Origin of the sequence: Erythrobacter sp., from assembly GCF_035194505.1 — a bacterium.
Lineage (GTDB): Bacteria > Pseudomonadota > Alphaproteobacteria > Sphingomonadales > Sphingomonadaceae > Erythrobacter.
The window spans coordinates 1,084,372-1,102,929 of sequence record NZ_CP136573.1; the positions used below are offsets into that span (position 1 = coordinate 1,084,372).

General features: G+C 64.3%; 16 protein-coding genes. 6 read left to right on the forward strand and 10 right to left on the reverse strand.

Annotated elements, in window-relative coordinates; all coding sequences use genetic code 11:
• Positions 1 to 17 precede the first annotated feature (17 nt).
• Both RSE14_RS05430 and RSE14_RS05435 read right to left on the reverse strand, forming a co-directional pair.
• Positions 18 to 497, reverse strand: a complete 480-nt coding sequence (locus RSE14_RS05430) for a DUF805 domain-containing protein (RefSeq protein WP_324076212.1) — start codon at positions 495 to 497, stop codon at positions 18 to 20.
• A gap of 129 nt (positions 498 to 626) precedes the next feature.
• Positions 627 to 3,251, reverse strand: coding sequence for a TonB-dependent receptor (locus RSE14_RS05435; protein ID WP_324076213.1), 2,625 nt, complete (start codon positions 3,249 to 3,251; stop codon positions 627 to 629).
• A 417-nt stretch (positions 3,252 to 3,668) separates the two neighbouring features.
• On the opposite strand from RSE14_RS05435, the gene typA reads away from it, so the two are divergent.
• The 4 genes from typA to RSE14_RS05455 all read left to right on the forward strand — a co-directional run bounded on the left by typA (position 3,669) and on the right by RSE14_RS05455 (position 8,317).
• The gene (gene typA, locus RSE14_RS05440; protein ID WP_324076214.1) at positions 3,669 to 5,501 is read left to right on the forward strand and encodes a translational GTPase TypA; all 1,833 of its coding nucleotides are present in this window, start codon (positions 3,669 to 3,671) and stop codon (positions 5,499 to 5,501) included.
• 70 nt (positions 5,502 to 5,571) lie between these two features.
• Positions 5,572 to 7,035: a sodium/proline symporter PutP gene (putP, locus tag RSE14_RS05445; protein ID WP_324076215.1), complete on the forward strand. Its 1,464-nt coding sequence runs from the start codon at positions 5,572 to 5,574 to the stop codon at positions 7,033 to 7,035.
• Between the two features lie 57 nt (positions 7,036 to 7,092).
• Positions 7,093 to 7,497, forward strand: a complete 405-nt coding sequence (locus RSE14_RS05450) for a VOC family protein (protein WP_324076216.1) — start codon at positions 7,093 to 7,095, stop codon at positions 7,495 to 7,497.
• An 85-nt stretch (positions 7,498 to 7,582) separates the two neighbouring features.
• Positions 7,583 to 8,317, forward strand: coding sequence for an extensin-like domain-containing protein (locus RSE14_RS05455; protein ID WP_324076217.1), 735 nt, complete (start codon positions 7,583 to 7,585; stop codon positions 8,315 to 8,317).
• Between the two features lie 159 nt (positions 8,318 to 8,476).
• On the opposite strand, the gene RSE14_RS05460 is transcribed toward RSE14_RS05455, so the two are convergent.
• The 8 genes from RSE14_RS05460 to RSE14_RS05495 all read right to left on the reverse strand — a co-directional run bounded on the left by RSE14_RS05460 (position 8,477) and on the right by RSE14_RS05495 (position 15,581).
• The gene (locus RSE14_RS05460; protein WP_324076218.1) at positions 8,477 to 9,097 is read right to left on the reverse strand and encodes a response regulator transcription factor; all 621 of its coding nucleotides are present in this window, start codon (positions 9,095 to 9,097) and stop codon (positions 8,477 to 8,479) included.
• Between the two features lie 142 nt (positions 9,098 to 9,239).
• Positions 9,240 to 9,986: a proteasome-type protease gene (locus RSE14_RS05465; protein WP_324076219.1), complete on the reverse strand. Its 747-nt coding sequence runs from the start codon at positions 9,984 to 9,986 to the stop codon at positions 9,240 to 9,242.
• Positions 9,987 to 10,067: 81 nt separating this feature from the next.
• On the reverse strand, positions 10,068 to 10,913 hold the full coding sequence (locus RSE14_RS05470; protein WP_324076829.1) for a transglutaminase family protein: 846 nt from the start codon (positions 10,911 to 10,913) through the stop codon (positions 10,068 to 10,070).
• A gap of 19 nt (positions 10,914 to 10,932) precedes the next feature.
• Complete coding sequence (locus tag RSE14_RS05475; protein ID WP_324076220.1) at positions 10,933 to 11,877, reverse strand: alpha-E domain-containing protein; 945 nt, start codon at positions 11,875 to 11,877, stop codon at positions 10,933 to 10,935.
• 2 nt (positions 11,878 to 11,879) lie between these two features.
• Complete coding sequence (locus RSE14_RS05480; RefSeq protein ID WP_324076221.1) at positions 11,880 to 13,310, reverse strand: circularly permuted type 2 ATP-grasp protein; 1,431 nt, start codon at positions 13,308 to 13,310, stop codon at positions 11,880 to 11,882.
• Between the two features lie 82 nt (positions 13,311 to 13,392).
• On the reverse strand, positions 13,393 to 14,217 hold the full coding sequence (locus tag RSE14_RS05485; RefSeq protein ID WP_324076222.1) for an esterase/lipase family protein: 825 nt from the start codon (positions 14,215 to 14,217) through the stop codon (positions 13,393 to 13,395).
• A gap of 82 nt (positions 14,218 to 14,299) precedes the next feature.
• Complete coding sequence (locus RSE14_RS05490; RefSeq protein ID WP_324076223.1) at positions 14,300 to 14,830, reverse strand: DUF3617 domain-containing protein; 531 nt, start codon at positions 14,828 to 14,830, stop codon at positions 14,300 to 14,302.
• A 73-nt stretch (positions 14,831 to 14,903) separates the two neighbouring features.
• A complete protein-coding gene (locus RSE14_RS05495; RefSeq protein WP_324076224.1) occupies positions 14,904 to 15,581 on the reverse strand; it encodes a hypothetical protein in 678 nt (225 codons plus the stop codon).
• Positions 15,582 to 15,682: 101 nt separating this feature from the next.
• Here RSE14_RS05495 and uvrB point away from each other — a divergent pair, with 101 nt between their 5' ends.
• Positions 15,683 to 17,878 (forward strand): excinuclease ABC subunit UvrB, encoded by a 2,196-nt coding sequence (gene uvrB, locus RSE14_RS05500; RefSeq protein ID WP_324076225.1) that lies wholly within the window; start codon positions 15,683 to 15,685, stop codon positions 17,876 to 17,878.
• A 107-nt stretch (positions 17,879 to 17,985) separates the two neighbouring features.
• Positions 17,986 to 18,435 carry a hypothetical protein gene (locus RSE14_RS05505; protein ID WP_324076226.1) on the forward strand — a complete coding sequence of 150 codons (450 nt, stop codon included), beginning with the start codon at positions 17,986 to 17,988 and terminating at the stop codon, positions 18,433 to 18,435.
• Positions 18,436 to 18,558: the final 123 nt, after the last annotated feature.

Consider the following 18,558-nt stretch of genomic DNA (forward strand, 5'->3'; position numbering starts at 1 on the left):
GCCCGCGCTGGGCGATATCAGGCGAAGACGTCCTCGGCGTAAGGATCCTTCGGGTCCGCGCCGAAGCGGTTGGAGCCGCTGGTGCCCGGCAGCACCATCAGCACGAACAGCGCGATGCTGCAGACAAAGCCGATCAGCGGGATGAGGCTCGCCAGCGTCAGGCCGAGATACCACCAGCCCGACATGTCGCGGTCATGCAGCCGGCGCACGGTCACCGCAATCGAGGGGATCAGCGCAGCGAGCACGTAGAGCCCGTAGAGCCCCACACCGATCGCAGAAAGGCCCATCCCTCCCGCGAACAGCTCGGCCACCGCAGCCTCGGTCGCGGCAGGATCATCGACATTGGCAAGGCTTGCGCCGATCAGGGCGACGAAGAACGGCCCGGCCAGCACCGCCGCGACCAGCGCGTTGAGCAGCTGGAACATCCAGAATTCCATGCGCCGCGAACGGCCTTCGAAATCGGCATACCGTTTGAACGGCAAAATCATCCATTCCATTGCGTGATCCCCTTTGGTCTTGCTCCGGGCAAGTCCTGACAAATCAACATATTCGTCGGTCTCGCGCAATGAAAAAGGCCCCGCGCTTCATCAGCGCGGGGCCCTTTCACATTACCCTTACGGGTGCGATCAGAAGCGGAAGCGCACCAGGCCACCCCAGGTGCGGGGCGGGCTCGGGTAGCCCGACACCGTACCGGCCTGCGCCACGCCGTCAAACACCGTCAGGATGTATTGATCGTTGAGCAGGTTGCGCGCGAACAAGCCGACTTCCAGCCCGTTGTCGAGCGCCAGCGTGGTCGAGGCGTTGACCAGGTTCACTTCACGCTCGAACAACCGGGTGTTGCCGAGAGCCCGGTTGAAGGTCGGCAGGCCGTTGTTGATGTTGACGTTGCTTTCGTGGCTGTAGTCGACGCGGGTGATCAGCTTGGTGCCGCCATCGCCCAGTTCCCAGGTGTGGGTTGCCGAGGTGCGCAGGTTCCACTGCGGGATCCCGCCGACGCGCTGGCCGGTGAGGTTGCCGAGCACCGAACCCGGGAAGCTGTCGAACACCGGATCAAGGTAGGTCGCCGCGAAGGTGAACACCAGGTTGGGGACCGGCGAGATGGTGCTGTCGAACTCGAAGCCCCTGACCGACTGCTGACCGGCGTTCTGCAGGGCGAAGCCAAGGCCGGTGAAGGCAAAGCTCTGGAAGCCCTTGATCTTCTGGTCGAACACCGCGAGGTTGAAGCCAAAGCCTTCCCACTGTGCCTTCATCCCCAGTTCGATGACTTCGGCATTTTCCGGACCAGCAAAGCGGGTGCCGGTGGTGAGGTTCGGCGTCGCCAGACCCGCATTGATGATCGGCGAGGCCGGCGCCGCGAAGGTCGAACCGCGCGGACCCGGGGTGTAATCGCTGAGCAGCGGACGGCTGTCACGCGAGAGGTTGATCGAGCTCGCCTTGAAGCCGGTGGCGAAGCTCGCATAGATGTTCACCTCGTTCGAGACCTGATACGCGGCACGCAGCAGATAGGTGAACTTGTTGTCGGCGGTCCGGCCCGGCTCGACCGAGTTGGGCACGGACGGCGACGGGGTCTGGAACTGCAGCGACGAGAGGCCCAGCAGCGTGTTGACCGCAGGGTTGGTCGCGGCGGCAAGCAGCGCTTGCTGGTTGGCCGCCGGCAGCGCCTGGAACTGGGCGCGGTTGCGCACCGCCCCGCTGGTCGCCCCGGTAATGAAGGCATCGACGAGGTTGATGTTGGCCAGCGGATCAAGCGCCAGCGTCTCGATCTCGAAGTCCTTCTTGTCGTCGGTGTAGTTGAAGCCGGCGGTGAAGACGAGGCCGTCAAGCGGCTCGAAATCCACCGTGCCGAAGATCGACCACGAGGTGTTGTCGAGGCCGAAGCGCTCGCGGGTCAGACCGGTGTTCGTGCCGCCGAGGATCGAGCCAAGCGGCAAGCCAAGGCCGCCTTCAACGTTACGCAGAACCGCGTTGCCGACGGCGATGCGCTGGGCAGCGGTCGGGTTGGGCGGCAGCAGCGAAGCCGGAGCGGCCTGGAACGCGGCGAAGTTGCGGAAGTCGCGGCCCACGGTCAGCGAGCTGTCCTGGGTGATCTTCTCGTCGAAGTAATAGCCGCCGATCAGGAAGTTGAGCGGGCCGTCGAAGTCCGAGGTCAGGCGCAGTTCCTGAGTGAAGGTATCCACCCCCTGCGCGCGGCTTTCCACCGTCAGGTCGGCGCTGGTGAAGTCGACGTCCTGGGTGAAGGCGTTGCGCAGTTCGCGATAGGCGGTGATGGAGGTCAGGGTCAGGCTGCCGAAGTTCCAGTCGAGCTGGCCCGAAACCCCGTAGTTCTTGTTGGTGTTGACCGGCACGATATTGAGGAAGTTATCGTTGCTGAAGAAATCGGTCGGGAACTGCCCGCCGACCCCGCCGATGACAACCGCGGTCGTGCCGCCAACCACCACGTTGCTGGTCTGGCAGCAGACCTCGTCGATCTTGCCATAATCGGCGATCAGGCGGATTTTGACGTCGGCCGAGGGCTCGATGAGCAGGTTGCCGCGCACCGACCAGCGGTTGCGGTCATTGATCTCGGCATTGTTGAGGTTCACGATGCGGCCGAAACCGTCGCGCTTCTGGTAGGTGCCGTCGAGCGAGAAAGCGATGTTCTCGGTAATCGGGCCGGTCACTTCACCGCGCAGGAACATCTGGTTGAAGTTGCCGTAGACTGCTTCGACCTGACCGCCGAATTCGTACTGCGGCTCCTTGGTGACGACCGAGATCACACCGGCCGAGGCGTTCTTGCCGAACAGCGTCGATTGCGGCCCGTTGAGCACTTCAACGCGCTGGACCATGTTGAGGTCGGACAGGGCCGAAGCCGAGCGCGAACGGAACACGCCGTCGATGAACACGCCGACCGAAGGCTCGATCCCGAAGTTGTTGTCGCCGTTGCCGAAGCCGCGGATGATGAAGGTGGTGGCCGACGAGGTCTGCAGCTGGCTGACGCGCAGCGAGGGGACGACCGTCTGAAGGTCGAGCACGTCGCGGATCTGCGCACGCTCGATCGTCTCGCCGCTGGTCACCGAAACCGCGATCGGGGTTTCCTGCAGCGTCTGTTCGCGCTTGGACGCGGTGACGATGATGACGTTGCTGCCCTGGGCTATTTCAGGCTCTTCGTCCTGTGCCTGGGCTACGGCCGGCATCGCCAGAGCGAAGGCCGCGGCGCCTGCCATAAGGGTGAATCGGTACGAGCCGGCAGTGCCGGTGTGGGTCGAACGCATGGGTGCTCCTCTCCTCAAATCCCCAGATCGCGGCGCCGGACACCCGGCACGCAGCTTCCGCTACGCTCTCTCCCGCGAACTTGAGCGCCGGTGATAAGCCAGTGCTGGACTCGCGACAAGCGCAATGCGCGGGTTTTTCCGGGGCAAATCGGCACTGTGTTGCACAGGAGCAACACTCGGTAAGCGGTTGCAAACCGGCAGACTCGCGGGGACGCTTGCCCCATTCGTGGTTGTGCGCTAGGCGCCGCCGCGATGTTGCATTGCAACAAGCAGCACGCCCTCGGCACCTTGCCGTAGCGTCGCGGCCTGTCGCCAACCCGCCACAAACCCGGCCTACCCCTGCGCGCCCGGCCGTGCGCCATGCTTATGACCTGCCCGGATCGGCTGCGCCCGGGACCAGACTGGAACCACGAAAAAATGTCCTCCTCGCTGAGAAATATCGCGATCATCGCCCACGTTGACCACGGCAAGACCACGCTGGTTGACCAGTTGTTCCGCCAGTCAGGCACCTTCCGCGAAAACCAGCGCGTGGAAGAGCGCGCGATGGATTCGGGCGATCTCGAAAAGGAACGCGGGATCACCATTCTCGCCAAGTGCACCAGCGTCGAGTGGGAACATGACGGCGCCACCACCCGCATCAACATCGTCGACACCCCCGGGCACGCCGACTTCGGCGCCGAGGTGGAACGCATCCTCTCGATGGTCGACGGGGTGATCCTGCTGGTCGACAGCGCGGAAGGCGCGATGCCGCAGACCAAGTTCGTGACCGGCAAGGCGCTGGCGCTGGGCCTCAAGCCGATCGTCGTCGTCAACAAGATCGACCGCCCGGACGGGCGTCCGCAGGAAGTGCTGGACGAAGTGTTCGACCTGTTCGTCAGCCTCGATGCCAATGACGAACAGCTCGATTTCCCGGTGCTCTACGCCTCGGGCCGCGAAGGCTATGCGAGCGAGGACATGGATGCGCGCGAAGGCACCCTTGCCCCGCTGTTCAACAAGGTGATCGAGCACGTCCCCTCGCCCGGCCTCGATCCGGACGCCAAGTTCGCATTCCTTGCCACCCTGCTTGATCGCGACAACTTCATGGGCCGCGTGCTCACCGGCCGCGTCCAGTCGGGCACGATCAAGGTCAATGATCCGATCCACGCGATCGACATGGACGGCAAGGTGATCGAAACCGGCCGCGCCACCAAGCTGATGAGCTTCGACGGGCTCGAGCGCGTTCCGGTGGAAATCGCGCGTGCGGGCGATATCATCGCGCTCGCCGGCCTCGAAAAGGCGACCGTCGCCAACACCATCTGCGATCCCAGCGTCACCGATCCGATCGCCGCCCAGCCGATCGACCCGCCGACGCTCGCCATGCGTTTCTCGGTCAACGATTCGCCGCTCGCGGGCCGCGAGGGCAGCAAGGTGACCAGCCGCATCATTCGCGACCGCCTGCTGCGCGAGGCTGAAACCAACGTCGCGATCCGCGTCACGGAGTCCGAAGACAAGGACGCCTACGAAGTCGCCGGCCGCGGCGAACTGCAGCTTGGCGTGCTGATCGAAACGATGCGCCGCGAAGGCTTCGAACTCGGCATTTCGCGCCCCCGCGTGCTGTTCCGCGAAGAAGACGGCAAGCGCATGGAGCCCTACGAGACCGTCGTGATCGACGTGGATGACGAACACTCGGGCACGGTTGTCGAGAAGATGCAGCGCCGCAAGGCAGACCTTGCCGAAATGCGCCCCTCTGGCCAGGGCAAGACCCGCATCACCTTCTCGGCCCCCTCGCGCGGGCTGATCGGCTATCACGGCGAATTCCTGTCGGACACGCGCGGCACCGGGATCATGAACCGCCTGTTCGAGAAGTACGGCCCCTACAAGGGCCCGATCGAAGGCCGCATCAACGGCGTGCTGATCTCGAACTCGGATGGCGATGCGGTCGCCTATGCGCTCAACATGCTGGAAGAACGCGGCGAATTGTTCATCTCGCCGCAGATGAAGGTCTATGAGGGCATGGTCATCGGCGAGAACGCCAAGACCGATGATCTCGAAGTCAATCCGCTGCGCGCCAAGCAGCTCAGCAACGTGCGTTCGTCGGGCAAGGATGATGCGATCCGCCTCACCCCGCCGCGCCGCATGAGCCTCGAACAGGCGATCGCCTATATCGACGATGATGAAATGGTCGAGGTGACCCCGCAGTCGATCCGCCTGCGCAAGGCGATCCTGTGCCCGCACGAACGCAAGAAGGCGCGGCGCAAGAAGGACGATTGAGGGAGCTGACGAGGGATAACGGGCGGCACATGGTGGCCAAGCGCCTTTGCGCTTGTTACCCACCCGCCCCATGAACACCTACACCCTCGCCAGCCTCGCCGTCTATTTCGTCCTGATGATCGGGATCGGGATCTACGCCTGGGCGAAGACCCGCAACACCTCCGAAGGCTATCTGCTCGCCGGGCGCGACCTTTCGCCTTCGGTGACAGCCTTGAGCGCGGGGGCGTCCGACATGTCCGGCTGGCTGCTGCTGGGCCTGCCGGGCGCGCTGTTTGCGAGCGGGCTGGTGGAGGCGTGGATCGCCATCGGGCTGACCGTCGGCGCGGGCCTCAACTGGTGGATCGTCGCTCCGCGCCTGCGCGAACAGACCGAGCGGCTCGGCAATGCGCTGACCATCCCGCAATTCCTTGCCAACCGCTTCCCCGCACAGGGCACGATGCTGCGGGTCACCTCGGCGGTGATCATCGTCGGCTTCTTCACGGTCTACACCGCCTCCGGCATGGTCGGCGGAGGCAAGCTGTTCGCGACCGCCTTTGCCGGCGTACTGCCGACGGGCGGGCTGTCCGACTACATGTTCGGCATTCTCATCACCGCCGGGATCGTGCTGATCTACACCACGATCGGCGGGTTCCTCGCGGTGAGCCTCACCGACTTCGTACAGGGTATGATCATGATGGTGGCGCTGGTGGTGATGCCGCTGGTGATCCTTTCGGGCCATGACAGCACCGCCCCGCTCAACCTGTCCTCCGTGCCGCAGGAAGGCTTCCTCAGCCTCACGCAAGGCGCGACGCTGGTGGGCGTGATCAGCGCCGTGACCTGGGGCCTCGGCTATTTCGGCCAGCCGCATATCATCGTGCGCTTCATGGCGATCGACCGCGTCGAAAACATCCCGCGCGCCGGGATCATCGGGATGAGCTGGATGGTGATCTCGCTCACCGGTGCGGTCGCCGTGGGGCTGGCGGGGCGTGCCTATGCCGAGGCCAACGGCATCGTGATCGAGGATGCCGAGACGGTGTTCATCGTTCTCGCCAACCTGCTGTTCCATCCGGCCATCACCGGCTTCCTCTATGCCGCGCTGCTGGCTGCGATCATGAGCACGATTTCCGCGCAGCTGCTGGTGTCCTCCTCCTCGCTGACGGAGGATTTCTACCGCCTGTTCCTGCGCCGCAGCGCGAGCGAACGCGAGGCGGTGAATATCGGGCGGCTGTGCGTTGCGCTGGTCGCCGCGGCCGCGCTGGTGATCGCTGCCGATCCGGAAAGCGAGGTGCTCGGTCTGGTCGCCAACGCATGGGCAGGCTTCGGCGCGGCCTTCGGCCCGCTGATCCTGCTGGCGCTGCTGTGGCGCGGGATGACCGGCGCAGGCGCAGTGGCCGGTCTGGTGACCGGCGCGGGCGTGGTAGCGGGCTGGATCGCGATGGGCTGGAACAAGGCCTTTCTGGGCGGCCCGGGGCTCTACGAGATCGTCCCCGGCTTCGTCGCCGCCTTTGCCGCCATCGTGGTGGTGAGCAAACTGACCCGCCCGCGCGAGGGCTGAACCCTTCCCCTGCCTCGCGCAAAGGCGCATAATCCACGCCCGAGGGAGGGCTTGGGCATGGCTTCAGACAGGCAACCGCGCGTCACCGGACCCAGAGTTACAGGATTGGGCGGGGTGTTCTATGTGGTGAAGGACCCGGCGGCGACGCGCGCGTGGTATCGCGATGTGCTGGGGGTGGACGGCGAATATGGCCCGCAGCTCGATTGGGCCGCAGAGCCGCGCCAGCATCCCTATTCGCTGATCAGCCACTTTGCAGATGATAGCTATATCCGGCCCGGCAGCGGCGGCTTCATGATCAACCTGCGCGTCGATGATCTGGACGGCTTCGTCGCCGGATTGAAAGCGCGCGGGATCGCCATTCTGGGCGAGGCGGACGAGGGCTATGGAAAGTTTGCCTGGCTGCTCGATCCCGACGGAGTGAAGATCGAGCTGTGGGAGCAGATCGAGGACGCCCAGCCCTAGGGCAATCCCTCAGGCCGCGAGCAAGTCGCGCTTGGGCACAGATGTTTCCGTCTCGTTAACCATTTCTGCGCGATAATCCTTAGCCATGAGAGCAAGGGACCATCTTCGCGGATTGACCATTCTCGCCGGCGCGCTGGTGCTGGGGGCTTGCGGCTCGCTGGTGCCGGGGGGCAGCAGCGGCGCAGGCCCGGGGACGGCCAGCGCTTCGAACGGCGGCACCGCAGCGCGGCCTGCAACCCGCGTCACCTCGGCCCCGCAAAGCTATGCCGTGAACGCACAGGACCGCAGCTGCCTTGCAGATCTGGGCGCGAGCGGCGCGCGATTCGAGCCTTTGCCCGATACCTATGCCGCCCCGGGGTGCAACAAGCTCGGCACGGTGCAGCTTTCCGCGCTGGCAGGGGATCGTTCGCAATTCGGGGTCAGCAACCTTGGCCCGGTGCAATGCAGCGTCGCCAAGGCGTTCGGCGACTGGGCCCGCTTCGGCGTTGATCGTGCCGCGCGCCAGATCCTCGGCAGCCCGATCGCCAAGATCGAGACCATGGGCTCCTATTCCTGCCGCAATGTCGCAGGCAGTGAGCGGCGTTCTGCCCATGCGCGGGCCGAGGCCATCGACGTCTCGGCTTTCGTGCTCGCCGATGGCCGCCGCATCATCCTGAAGCGCGATTGGCAGGGCGGCGATGCAGACACGCGCGAATTCCTGCGGGTGGTGCACAAGAGCGCATGCAAGCGCTTCGGCACGGTGCTCGGCCCGGAATACAACGCCGCGCACGAGGATCACTTCCATCTCGAAGGCAGCGGCGGCACCACCTTCTGCCGCTGAGGTCGTGCATCGGCTAGGCGGCGACGCCTTCCATCTGCCCTTCCGTGAGTCCAGTGGCCTGCCGGCATGGCAAAGGGGGCGAGCCAATGCCGGCAGGCGCTGGTTGGCCAGGCGCGAAGAACGGCAGGGCGTGGGACAGCTGCCGTTCCTGCTTTCGCGCTAGGCCCGTAATTTCGGTTCCAGCTTCGCTTCCAGTCGCAGCCGCACGGCTTCCGCCGCGTGGCGTGCGCCCAGCTTGTTCATCATGTTGGCGCGGTGGATTTCGACCGTGCGCGGACTGATATCGAGTTCGCGCGCGATCGCCTTGTTGCTGCTGCCCTCGGCCAGCCAGTCGAGCACCTCGCGCTCGCGCGCCGAGAGGGTGGAAATCCTGTCCCGCGCTTCGATCATGCGGCGGCGGGCGGCACCGAATTGTTCGGCTTCCTTGCCGATGCGGGTGAGACAGCGGGTGAAACGCTCCGGATCGAGCGGCAGAGCGAGATAATCGAGCGCACCGGACTTGATCGCTTCGACAATGCGGCCCGGGCGTGGCTGCACATCGACCGCGATCAGCGGCAGCCAGATGCCCAGCCGGCTGAGCCGATCGAGGATCATGCCGACGCCGCCTTCCTCGGCCGTGTCGCGCGCGATGATGATGCCTTCGCGCGGCGGGTGGACCGACAGCTCCGACAGATCGCCATAGACCTCGCAATGATGGCCCAGGGCAAAACCCACACGCGCCAGTTCGGCCCGCTGGCGGCTGCAGGAATCGATGAAGTGGAGGGATGCTTTGCGTGTCATGCGATGATGACTGCGCCAGCTACTTAGGCATTTCACGCAGGGTCGCCGCCGATCCGGAGGATTTACCGTAACCGGTGTCGATCAAGCCAATGATTAGATTGACAAAAAACGCTCCAAATCGAACCTTGATTTGGTTAGCGCGTTAGTCTTTGGAGCCGAAACTGTAAGCCGGCAGCGAGTGGAAGGCCGATCGCAGCGCGTCCCCCCAACCTGACGAGATCGTGGTGAAATAGGGATCGTCCGCTGTCACCCGATGTTCGTGGCTGGGCGCGAAGGCATCCTTGCCGATCACCAGCAGATCGAGCGGCAGGCCGACCGATAGATTGGCCTTGAGCGTTGAATCGAAGCTCACCATCATCAGCTTCACCGCATCCTCGAAGCTCATGGCCCGGTCATAGCCGCGGATCAGGATCGGGCGGCCATACTTGGTCTCGCCGATCTGGAAGAAGGGCGTGTCCCAGCTGGCTTCGATGAAATTGCCTTCGGGATAGATCATGAACAGGCGCGGCTGCATCCCCGCGATCTGCCCGGCGAGGATCATGGTGGCGGTGAAGCGGCCCTTGCCGTTGTCGCCGTTCTCGGTCTGCGCGGTTTCGATGGTGGTGCGCAGCAGCCGGCCGATCTCGGTGGCCACCTGGAACATGGTCGGGCCCTTGAGCAGGGTGTTCTCGCGCTCGGAGGGGGCCTTGGTGCGCTCTTCGAGCTGGCTGATGACCGCCTGCGTGGTGGCAAGATTGCCCGCGGTCATCACCGCGATCATGCGCTCGCCCGGCACGCTCCAGTGGAACAGCTTGCGGAAGGTGGAGATGTTGTCGACGCCCGAATTGGTGCGGGTGTCGCTCATCAGCACCAGCCCCTTGTCGAGCACCATGCCAACGCAATAGGTCATGCCAGTTCCTCTTCCCCGCCCGATGCCGCAAAGGCGCCTGCCCTAGCCCAAAGCCGGACCAAGGCAAAGCGTGCGCGCGCGCTATTGTCCGGTCTGGCTCTGCTGCTGCTCGCTCAGCGCGTGGGGCGCGACCGCGACATCGACCCGCAGCACTTCCTCCATCCCGCCAAAGCTGATGCCGGTGACAGGTGCAGCGTCGCGATAATCGCACCCTGTGGCGACACGGACATAGCGCGGATCAGGACTGATGCCGTTGGAAACATCGAAGCCGACCCAGCCCAGCCCTTCGACATGGGCTTCGGCCCAGGCGTGGGTGGCTTCCTGCTCGATCCGGTCATCCATCATCAGGTAGCCGCTGACATAGCGCGCGGGGATGCCGCTCGCCCGCGCGGCGCCGATGAAGATATGCGCGTGGTCCTGACACACGCCGTAGCCGTGCTGAACCGCTTCCTCGGCCGTGGTGGCAGCATGGGTGCGACCCGTTTCATAGGCGATACGTTCGCGGATCAGGCCGGACAGCGCGTGAAGAAAATCGAGCCGCGCCTCACCCGCCGCCCCGCCCGGAACCTCGCGCAGCAGGGCGCGCAAGCGAGCGCCGGGACGCGTCAACGGGGTCTGGCGCAGGAAGCTCCACAAGGGCAGGTGGCCCGAATGGCGGCCGATCACCCCGGCATTGTCCTCGGTCTCGACCACGCCCTCGCAGGTCACCGTCACCTCGCGCGCGCCGGGGTTCACCCCCACCAGCGTGACATGGTTGAAGTGCTGATCGTCATATTCCAGTTCGAGATGGGCATTCTCGAAGCGCATCTGCCATTCGATGATGCGCTGGCCCTGCGTTTCCTTGGGCGTCAGCCGCAGCCGCTGGAGCGCGTGCATCACCGGCCCGGCGAAGGCGTAATGGGTGGTGTGCCGGATCGAAAGTCGCATCGTGCTCATCGCGGCGGCCTCATGCGTGGAACCGGTAATCATCGGCGATCGCCTGGGCGAGCGCGCCGTTGCGGGCGAGGAAATCGACGAGGAATTCGTGCAGCCCCGCATCGAAGATCTGGTCCACCGTCAGCTGCGCCATGCCGCTGTCGGCCTCGTGCATGAGGGCGTTGCAGCGCCCCTCTGCCCCGTGCATCCGGGCGAGCGCGGCGATGTTTTCACGCAGGGCCTTGCGGCAGAAGGCAAGGCTTCTGGGGAAGCGATCATCCAGCACCAGAAACTCGACGATCCCGCGCGCCTCGATCTGCCCGGCGTTGAGCCAGGAATAGACCCGCGCCCCCGCGACCGAGCGCAGCACCTGTTCCCACTGCCCGGTATCGAGGCTCGACCCGACATAGGAGAGCGAGGGCAGCAGCAGGAAATACTTCATGTCGAGGATGCGCGCGGTGCTGTCGGCGCGTTCGATGAAGGTGCCGGCGCGGCTGAAGTGATAGCCCTCGTCGCGCAGCATCGATCCGTCGAAGGCGCCGTGCACCTGCGTTCCCGCCTGCCGGATCGCGGCCAGCACCTCGCCCACCATGGTCGGGCCGACCGGGCGGGCGAGCAGCTTGTCGAGCTTCATCCAGTTGGCGTTGACCGCTTCCCACACATCCGAGGAGATGTTGATGCGGGCTTCGCGCGCATTGGAGCGCACCGCCCCCATCATCGCGCGGACATTGCCCGGGTTCGAAGGCCCGCGCAGCACGAAGTTCCACACCGACACGCCGTCATAGCTGTCATGCGCTGCCTCGTAGGCGTGGCTGAGGCCGAGCGTCCCGATGACCGAGCGCCATTCGGCCTCGGCGGTCACCACATCGCGGGTCAGCGCCATGCGCAGCGCCGCTTCGAGCAGGCGCGCCGTGTTCTCCGCCCGCTCGAGATAGCGGAACATCCAGAACAGGCCATTTGCGGTTCTACCCAGCATGCTCAGTCCTTCAGCACCCAGGTATCCTTGGTGCCGCCTCCCTGACTGGAGTTGACCACCAGCGATCCCTTCTTGAGCGCAACGCGAGTGAGCCCGCCGGGCGTGATGTCGATGCCTTCGGGGCTGACCAGCACGAAGGGCCGCAGATCGACATGGCGCGGGGCAAGACCCTTGGCGGTGTAGATCGGGCAGGTCGAGAGCGAGAGCGTGGGCTGGGCGATGTAATTGTCAGGCTTGGCGACCAGCTTCTCGCGGAAGGCGGCGATCTCGCGCTTCGACGACGTCGGCCCGATCAGCATCCCGTAGCCGCCCGATCCGTGGACTTCCTTCACCACCAGTTCGGCCAGATTGTCGAGCACATAGGCAAGGCTGTCCTTGTCGGCGCAGCGCCATGTCTGGACATTGGGAAGGAGCGGTTTCTCGCCGGTGTAGAACTCGACGATCTCGGGCATGAAGGAATAGATCGCCTTGTCGTCCGCCACCCCGGTGCCGGGCGCATTGGCGATGGTGATTCCGCCCGCGCGGTAGACGTCCATGATCCCCGGCACGCCCAGCACAGAGCTGGGATTGAAGGTGAGCGGATCGAGGAATTCGTCATCGACGCGGCGATAGAGCACGTCGATCGGCTTGTAGCCGCGGGTGGTGCGCATCTGCACGCGGCCACCCACCACGCGCAGATCGCTCCCCTCGACCAGCTCTGCCCCCATCTGGTCGGCGAGGAAGGCGTGTTCGAAATAGGCCGAGTTGTAGATCCCCGGCGTCAGCACCGCGACCGTCGGCTTGCCGCCGGTAAAGGCGGGCGGGACGCAGGCGGCAAGGCTGCGCGCGAGGCGGCGCGGATAGTTGGAAACGCTCTCCACCCCGATCCGGCTGAACAGATCGGGGAACATCGCCATCATCGTCTCGCGGTTCTCCAGCATGTAGGAGACCCCCGAGGGCGTGCGCGCATTATCTTCCAGCACGAAGAATTCGTCCGGCCCGGTGCGCACCAGATCGATGCCGACGATATGGGTGTAGATGCCGCCCGGAGGGGTAAAGCCCACCATGTTGGCGAGCCACGCCTCGTTGCCGCGCAGCAGGCGCTCAGGCAGGCGGCCCGCGCGCACGATCTCCTGCCGGTGGTAGAGGTCATAGAGGAAGGAATTGAGCGCGCGCACGCGCTGCTCGATGCCCTTGGAGAGCTTGCGCCATTCCGACGCGGTGATGATGCGCGGGACCATGTCGAAGGGGATGAGGCGTTCTTCGGCCTCGTTCTCGCCATAGACATTGAAGGTGATGCCGGTGCGGCGGAAGGTATCATCCGCCTCGCGATCCTTGCGCTTCAGGAATTCGGCGGGCTGTTCATTGAACCAGCGACCATACTCGGCGTAGGCCGGCCGGGTCTGGCCGCCAGCATCGAACATCTCGTCAAAATTGCTGCCGCCCGCGCTCATCGACCCCCGCTTGTGCCCTTAGGTGCAGTGCACAAACTAACGCCGCTTTTGCAAAAGGAAAGCGGTCTTGGCGCGGGAGCAATCAGGGTTGCGTGGTTTCAAGCTCTTCGAGCACGGTGCTGATCACGCCGGGATCATAGGTGAAGCCGATATGGGTGCAGCGCAGCGCGATGGCGCGGTCGCGTTCGCCCGGGCGGCCGGCAGCGCAGCGCGGGGCGATGGCGCCGTCATTGGGGCTCCACAGCGCCACGGTCTCGGCGGGGGGCTTGGCGGCGAGATCGGCCACCACCGGCGGGGCGTCGACCGAATGGCCGGTGATGAACTGATAGGCGCGCCAGACATTGTTCGCCCGCGGAGAGCCACTGAAAGGCGAGCCCATGGTGATGACCTTGGCGACCGCGTCCGGATTGCGCTTGGCAAGTTCGCGCGCGAACAGCCCACCAAGGCTCCAGCCGAGCAGCACCACCGGACCGCCATGGCGCGCATGGAGGCTCGCGAGCCGCGCTTCGAGCATCTCGAAACGCTCCTCGTCCGGACCCCAGTTGAAGCCCAGCCCCCAGCGCTTGGTGCGATGCCCCGCCGCCTCTAGCGCCTGTGCCAGATAGCGCATGCGCACCGGATGGGTGGCAAAGCCGGGGAGGATCATCACCATCTGCGGATTGGCAGTCTGGGGAATATCGAGCTTGCGGCGCGGACGGCGCCAGGGTTCGAGCAGCACCTGCGCTTCGCCCAGCATCCGCGCCAGCGCTGGCTTTCCGGCCTGGTATTCCTCCGGGCAATCCTCGCGCGCCAAGGCCACGCGGCGGGCAAAGGCGCTCGACTGATAGGCCTGACGCGCCTGCGTACCGGCTGCGATCAGCGGGGCAGGCAGTCGGGGCTTTTCAGGGATGAGGCGGGGCTGGATCATGGCTCACCTCAAGCCACAGTCCGCCTGAACATTCAATGAAGTGTCACGCGCGTAACAAATCCGACATAATCGCGCCTGCCCATCACTTCGCGGGACAATCCCCCACCCGTTCGTGCTTGGCGGCAAAGCTCATCGAGCCGCCCTTGGCATCCGGCGTGTCGAGCGCCATGGTCGCGGTGAAATCGGACGAGGTCGGCGTGACATTGCCGCTCATCGTCATGCGCGCATCGCCCTGCCCGGACTTGCATACCATCACAGCGTCCATCTTGCCGCCATCAAGGGTGAAGCTCTCGTAGGCACACTCGCCGTTCTGGCCGCGCTTCATCATGTCCTCGAAGCCCTTGTCGACCTCTTCCTGGGTCAGACAATATTCGGTGGTGGTGGTCAGCCCCGCGCCATGCCCCTTCATCTCGGGCGGCAGGCCGGGGATGTCGATCCCGGTCATGGTGATGGTGGCCTTGTACTGGCCCGGCTCGGGCTTCAGCCCGGCAGCCTCGGCCTTGGTGGCAGCCTCCTTCATGCTGACCTCGCCGTCACCATCGGCATCGGTCTTCCCGCCCGAGCACCCGGCAAGCAGGCCGGTAGCTGCAATTGCGATGATGATCCGTTTCATGACTGTCTCTCCTGCTCCTCGCCCCAGCTTAAACGATTGCGCCGCAATTCGGGCACGAAAATGCCGCACCGGTCTACTCCGCGACCCAGCTGTAGAGATAATCGGGCACGGCATCGCTGCTGACAGAATCAACGCGCTTCATGGCCTTGACGATCAGCGCGCGGCCTGTCTTGCGGTTGTTCGGCGTGGTGGTGTCGAGCAACCGCACCACATCCCCGATACTATTTCTGAGCGGTTCATAGGCGTTGCCGACCGTGCTGTTGCGCCAAGCCTGCAGCAGATCGGCATAGACCATCGCCTCGACCGCGTTCGTCAGGGCCGGCACCTCAAGCCCATAGATCCGCACCAGATGCAGCCGGATTTCCGGATTTGGGGACTGCCACAGGTTGAGGTTATCGGGCGTGCCGCCGATTGCCAGCTGCATGAACCGCACGCCATCGGGCAGCATCGGCCCGATCTCGCGCCGCTTGCCGTCGAGCAGCACCGGAACCGGCGCCGATGCGCGCGACAGCTGCTCCAGCAAGGCCCTGCCCTCCGGCGGCATCACCGGCGCGCCATATTCGCCGCGGTTTGCCAGCAGCGCCTTCAAGAGGACGGCGGCCTCGTCCGCATCGATGCCCGGCGTGGCGGTGCTTTGCGCCAGTGCGCTGGCGACCGGGCCGGTGAAGGCCAGCGGCGCTGTCTGTGCCCATGCAGAAACCGGGGCCAGCGCCAGCAGACCGGCGGCAAGGCAAGCAAACCTGCGATACATCGGCAATCCTCCCATAGGCGATCCCGCCCGCTACCATATCGGCACGGCGAAACGCCGCAAGCCGCCTTGCACGTCCCCGCTTTGTTCCCCATAGAGACGCCATGGCCGAACTCGTGATCCGCCGCGGACTGGACGAGCCCGAAACGGGCGCCGATTTCACCCCGCACCGCCCCCAGCGTCCCGAAAAGTCGATGGGCGGAATCCCGTTCAAGCTGGTCTCGGACTACGAGCCGGCAGGCGACCAGCCGACCGCGATTGCCGAACTGACGCAGAGCGCGCTGGCGGGCGAGAAGACGCAGGTGCTGCTCGGCGTCACCGGCTCGGGCAAGACCTTCACCATGGCCAAGGTGATCGAGACCTTGCAGCGCCCGGCCCTGATCCTTGCCCCCAACAAGATCCTCGCCGCCCAGCTTTATGGGGAGTTCAAGAGCTTCTTCCCCGAAAACGCGGTCGAGTATTTCGTCTCCTATTACGACTACTACCAGCCCGAAGCCTACGTGCCGCGCTCGGACACCTATATCGAGAAGGAAAGCTCGGTGAACGAGGCGATCGACCGGATGCGTCACTCCGCCACCCGCGCGCTGCTGGAGCGTGACGACGTGATTATCGTGGCCTCGGTCTCGTGCCTCTATGGGATCGGCTCGGTCGAAACGTACTCAGCGATGATCTTCGACATCAAGCTGGGGACAAGCGTCGATCAGCGCGAACTCATCCGCAAGCTGGTGGCGCTTCAGTACAAGCGGAATGACGCGGCCTTCACCCGCGGGTGTTTCCGGGTGCGCGGGGACAGCCTCGAAATCTTCCCCTCGCACTACGAGGACATGGCCTGGCGGGTGAGCTTCTTCGGGGACGAGATCGAGGAGATTGCCGAATTCGATCCCCTCACCGGCACCAAGGGCGCCAAGCTGGAAAAGGTGCGGGTCTATGCCAATTCGCACTATGTGACGCCCGGGCCGACGATGAAACAGGCCGCTGCCGCGATCAAATTCGAGCTGGAGGAACGGCTCAAGGAACTGGAGGCGGAAGGCAAGCTGCTCGAACGCCAGCGATTGGAACAGCGCACCAATTTCGATCTGGAAATGATCGCGGCCACCGGCTCCTGCGCGGGGATCGAGAACTACAGCCGCTTCCTCACCGGCCGCCTGCCGGGCGAGCCGCCGCCGACTTTGTTCGAATACCTGCCCGAAAACGCGCTGCTCTTCGTCGATGAAAGCCACCAGACCGTGCCGCAGATCGGCGCGATGGCGCGCGGGGACCACCGCCGCAAGCTGACGCTCGCCGAATACGGCTTCCGCCTGCCGAGCTGCATCGACAACCGACCTTTACGCTTCAACGAATGGGACGCGATGCGTCCGCAGACCTTCGCCGTCTCGGCAACCCCCGGCGGCTGGGAAATGGAGCAGACCGGCGGCGTCTTTGCCGAACAGGTGATCCGCCCCACCGGCCTGATCGACCCGCCGGTGGAAATCAGACCCGTCGAGGATCAGGTGCAGGACTGCATCACCGAGTGCAAGGCGACCGCCGCCAAGGGCTACCGCACCCTCGTCACCACGCTCACCAAGCGCATGGCCGAAGACCTCACCGAATTCATGCACGAGGCGGGCGTGCGGGTGCGCTACATGCACTCGGATGTCGAAACGCTGGAGCGCATCGAGCTGATCCGCGACCTGCGTCTGGGCGTCTATGACGTGCTGGTGGGGATCAACCTGCTGCGCGAGGGGCTCGACATTCCCGAATGCGGGCTGGTGACGATCCTCGATGCCGACAAGGAAGGGTTCCTGCGCTCGGAAACCTCGCTGATCCAGACCATCGGCCGCGCCGCGCGCAACGTGGATGGCCGCGTGATCCTCTATGCCGATCGCATCACGGGAAGCATGGAACGCGCGCTCGCGGAGACCGATCGCCGCCGGGCCAAGCAGCAGGAATATAACGAGGCGCACGGCATCACGCCGCAGACCATCAAGCGCAACATCCACGATATCGTCGCGCATACGGCGGCGCAGGATTCGGTGCTGGTCGATACCGGCGACGAGGAGCGCAACAACCTCGTCGGACACAATCTGCGTTCCTACATCGAAGACCTCGAAAAGCGCATGCGCGACGCGGCGGCGAACCTCGAATTCGAGGAGGCGGGACGGCTGCGCGACGAGATCCGGCGGCTGGAAGCGGACGAGCTCGGCCTGCCGGAAGGCGAGCGCAAGGCTCCGATGGTGGGCCGCAGCAACGAAGGCAAGCCGGGGACGCGCAAGACCCGCTTCGGCAAGACGCGCTACAAGAAGATGGGCGGGAGGCCTTGAGGCCTTAATCCTAGCACTTATTCCACTTAAGGTTGATTATTCTCTTTTTCATTGCTTCTTGCGAGGGTTTCTGTATTTCTAACCCTAGAAACGGAGTCAGCCGAGCCATGAAAGACCCTATACCAAACAACAAACCCCTCCGAGCCAAAGCGTTCGGCGAACGATTTCGTGCGGCTTGCGATGACAGCCCGCACTGCCCTGCCAAGCATCAAGGCCGATACTCGTGGATCATAGAAAGATTCAAAGAAAAACGTGGTGAAACAATTTCGCCTGAAACTTGCCGAAAGTGGCATGAGGGCGAGGCTCAAGCTCGTCGAGACAAGGTTGTTACGCTTGCTAAAATCTTGGACGCTGATCCGATTTGGCTTGAAACTGGCCATAAATCAACCGAAAGTGCGGAAAACGCGCGATATGCAACGCAGGAATCACCTAACTCGGTGTCCATCACCATTCGTCCAAACAAAATTGTTGTAATTCAAAATCTTCCGGATGATCTTAGCGCCACCGAAGCCCGCAGGATTGCAAGAATGGTGCAAGCATATGTGGTGGAGCCATGACCCCCTTTGAAATTACATCGCTTACGATCCTTATCCTTGGTGTCGCAGGGAGTTCGGGATTGGCCGGCATCCAGATCGGCATGTGGATTGCCAAAAAGGGCTAACCTCCATTCCTTCGTCATG

Excerpts from the sequence above, each read along its gene's own strand:
- RSE14_RS05470 (WP_324076829.1), bottom strand. The coding sequence starts at position 10,913 with ATGCGACTTTCGATCCGGCACACCACCCATTACGCCTTCGCCGGGCCG.
- RSE14_RS05505 (WP_324076226.1), top strand. The coding sequence starts at position 17,986 with ATGAAAGACCCTATACCAAACAACAAACCCCTCCGAGCCAAAGCGTTC.
- RSE14_RS05455 (WP_324076217.1), top strand. The coding sequence starts at position 7,583 with ATGAGAGCAAGGGACCATCTTCGCGGATTGACCATTCTCGCCGGCGCG.
- typA (WP_324076214.1), top strand. The coding sequence starts at position 3,669 with ATGTCCTCCTCGCTGAGAAATATCGCGATCATCGCCCACGTTGACCAC.
- RSE14_RS05480 (WP_324076221.1), bottom strand. The coding sequence starts at position 13,310 with ATGAGCGCGGGCGGCAGCAATTTTGACGAGATGTTCGATGCTGGCGGC.
- RSE14_RS05465 (WP_324076219.1), bottom strand. The coding sequence starts at position 9,986 with ATGACCTATTGCGTTGGCATGGTGCTCGACAAGGGGCTGGTGCTGATG.
- RSE14_RS05430 (WP_324076212.1), bottom strand. The coding sequence starts at position 497 with ATGGAATGGATGATTTTGCCGTTCAAACGGTATGCCGATTTCGAAGGC.
- RSE14_RS05495 (WP_324076224.1), bottom strand. The coding sequence starts at position 15,581 with ATGTATCGCAGGTTTGCTTGCCTTGCCGCCGGTCTGCTGGCGCTGGCC.
- RSE14_RS05490 (WP_324076223.1), bottom strand. The coding sequence starts at position 14,830 with ATGAAACGGATCATCATCGCAATTGCAGCTACCGGCCTGCTTGCCGGG.
- RSE14_RS05435 (WP_324076213.1), bottom strand. The coding sequence starts at position 3,251 with ATGCGTTCGACCCACACCGGCACTGCCGGCTCGTACCGATTCACCCTT.
- RSE14_RS05460 (WP_324076218.1), bottom strand. The coding sequence starts at position 9,097 with ATGACACGCAAAGCATCCCTCCACTTCATCGATTCCTGCAGCCGCCAG.
- uvrB (WP_324076225.1), top strand. The coding sequence starts at position 15,683 with ATGGCCGAACTCGTGATCCGCCGCGGACTGGACGAGCCCGAAACGGGC.
- RSE14_RS05450 (WP_324076216.1), top strand. The coding sequence starts at position 7,093 with ATGGCTTCAGACAGGCAACCGCGCGTCACCGGACCCAGAGTTACAGGA.
- RSE14_RS05475 (WP_324076220.1), bottom strand. The coding sequence starts at position 11,877 with ATGCTGGGTAGAACCGCAAATGGCCTGTTCTGGATGTTCCGCTATCTC.
- RSE14_RS05485 (WP_324076222.1), bottom strand. The coding sequence starts at position 14,217 with ATGATCCAGCCCCGCCTCATCCCTGAAAAGCCCCGACTGCCTGCCCCG.
- putP (WP_324076215.1), top strand. The coding sequence starts at position 5,572 with ATGAACACCTACACCCTCGCCAGCCTCGCCGTCTATTTCGTCCTGATG.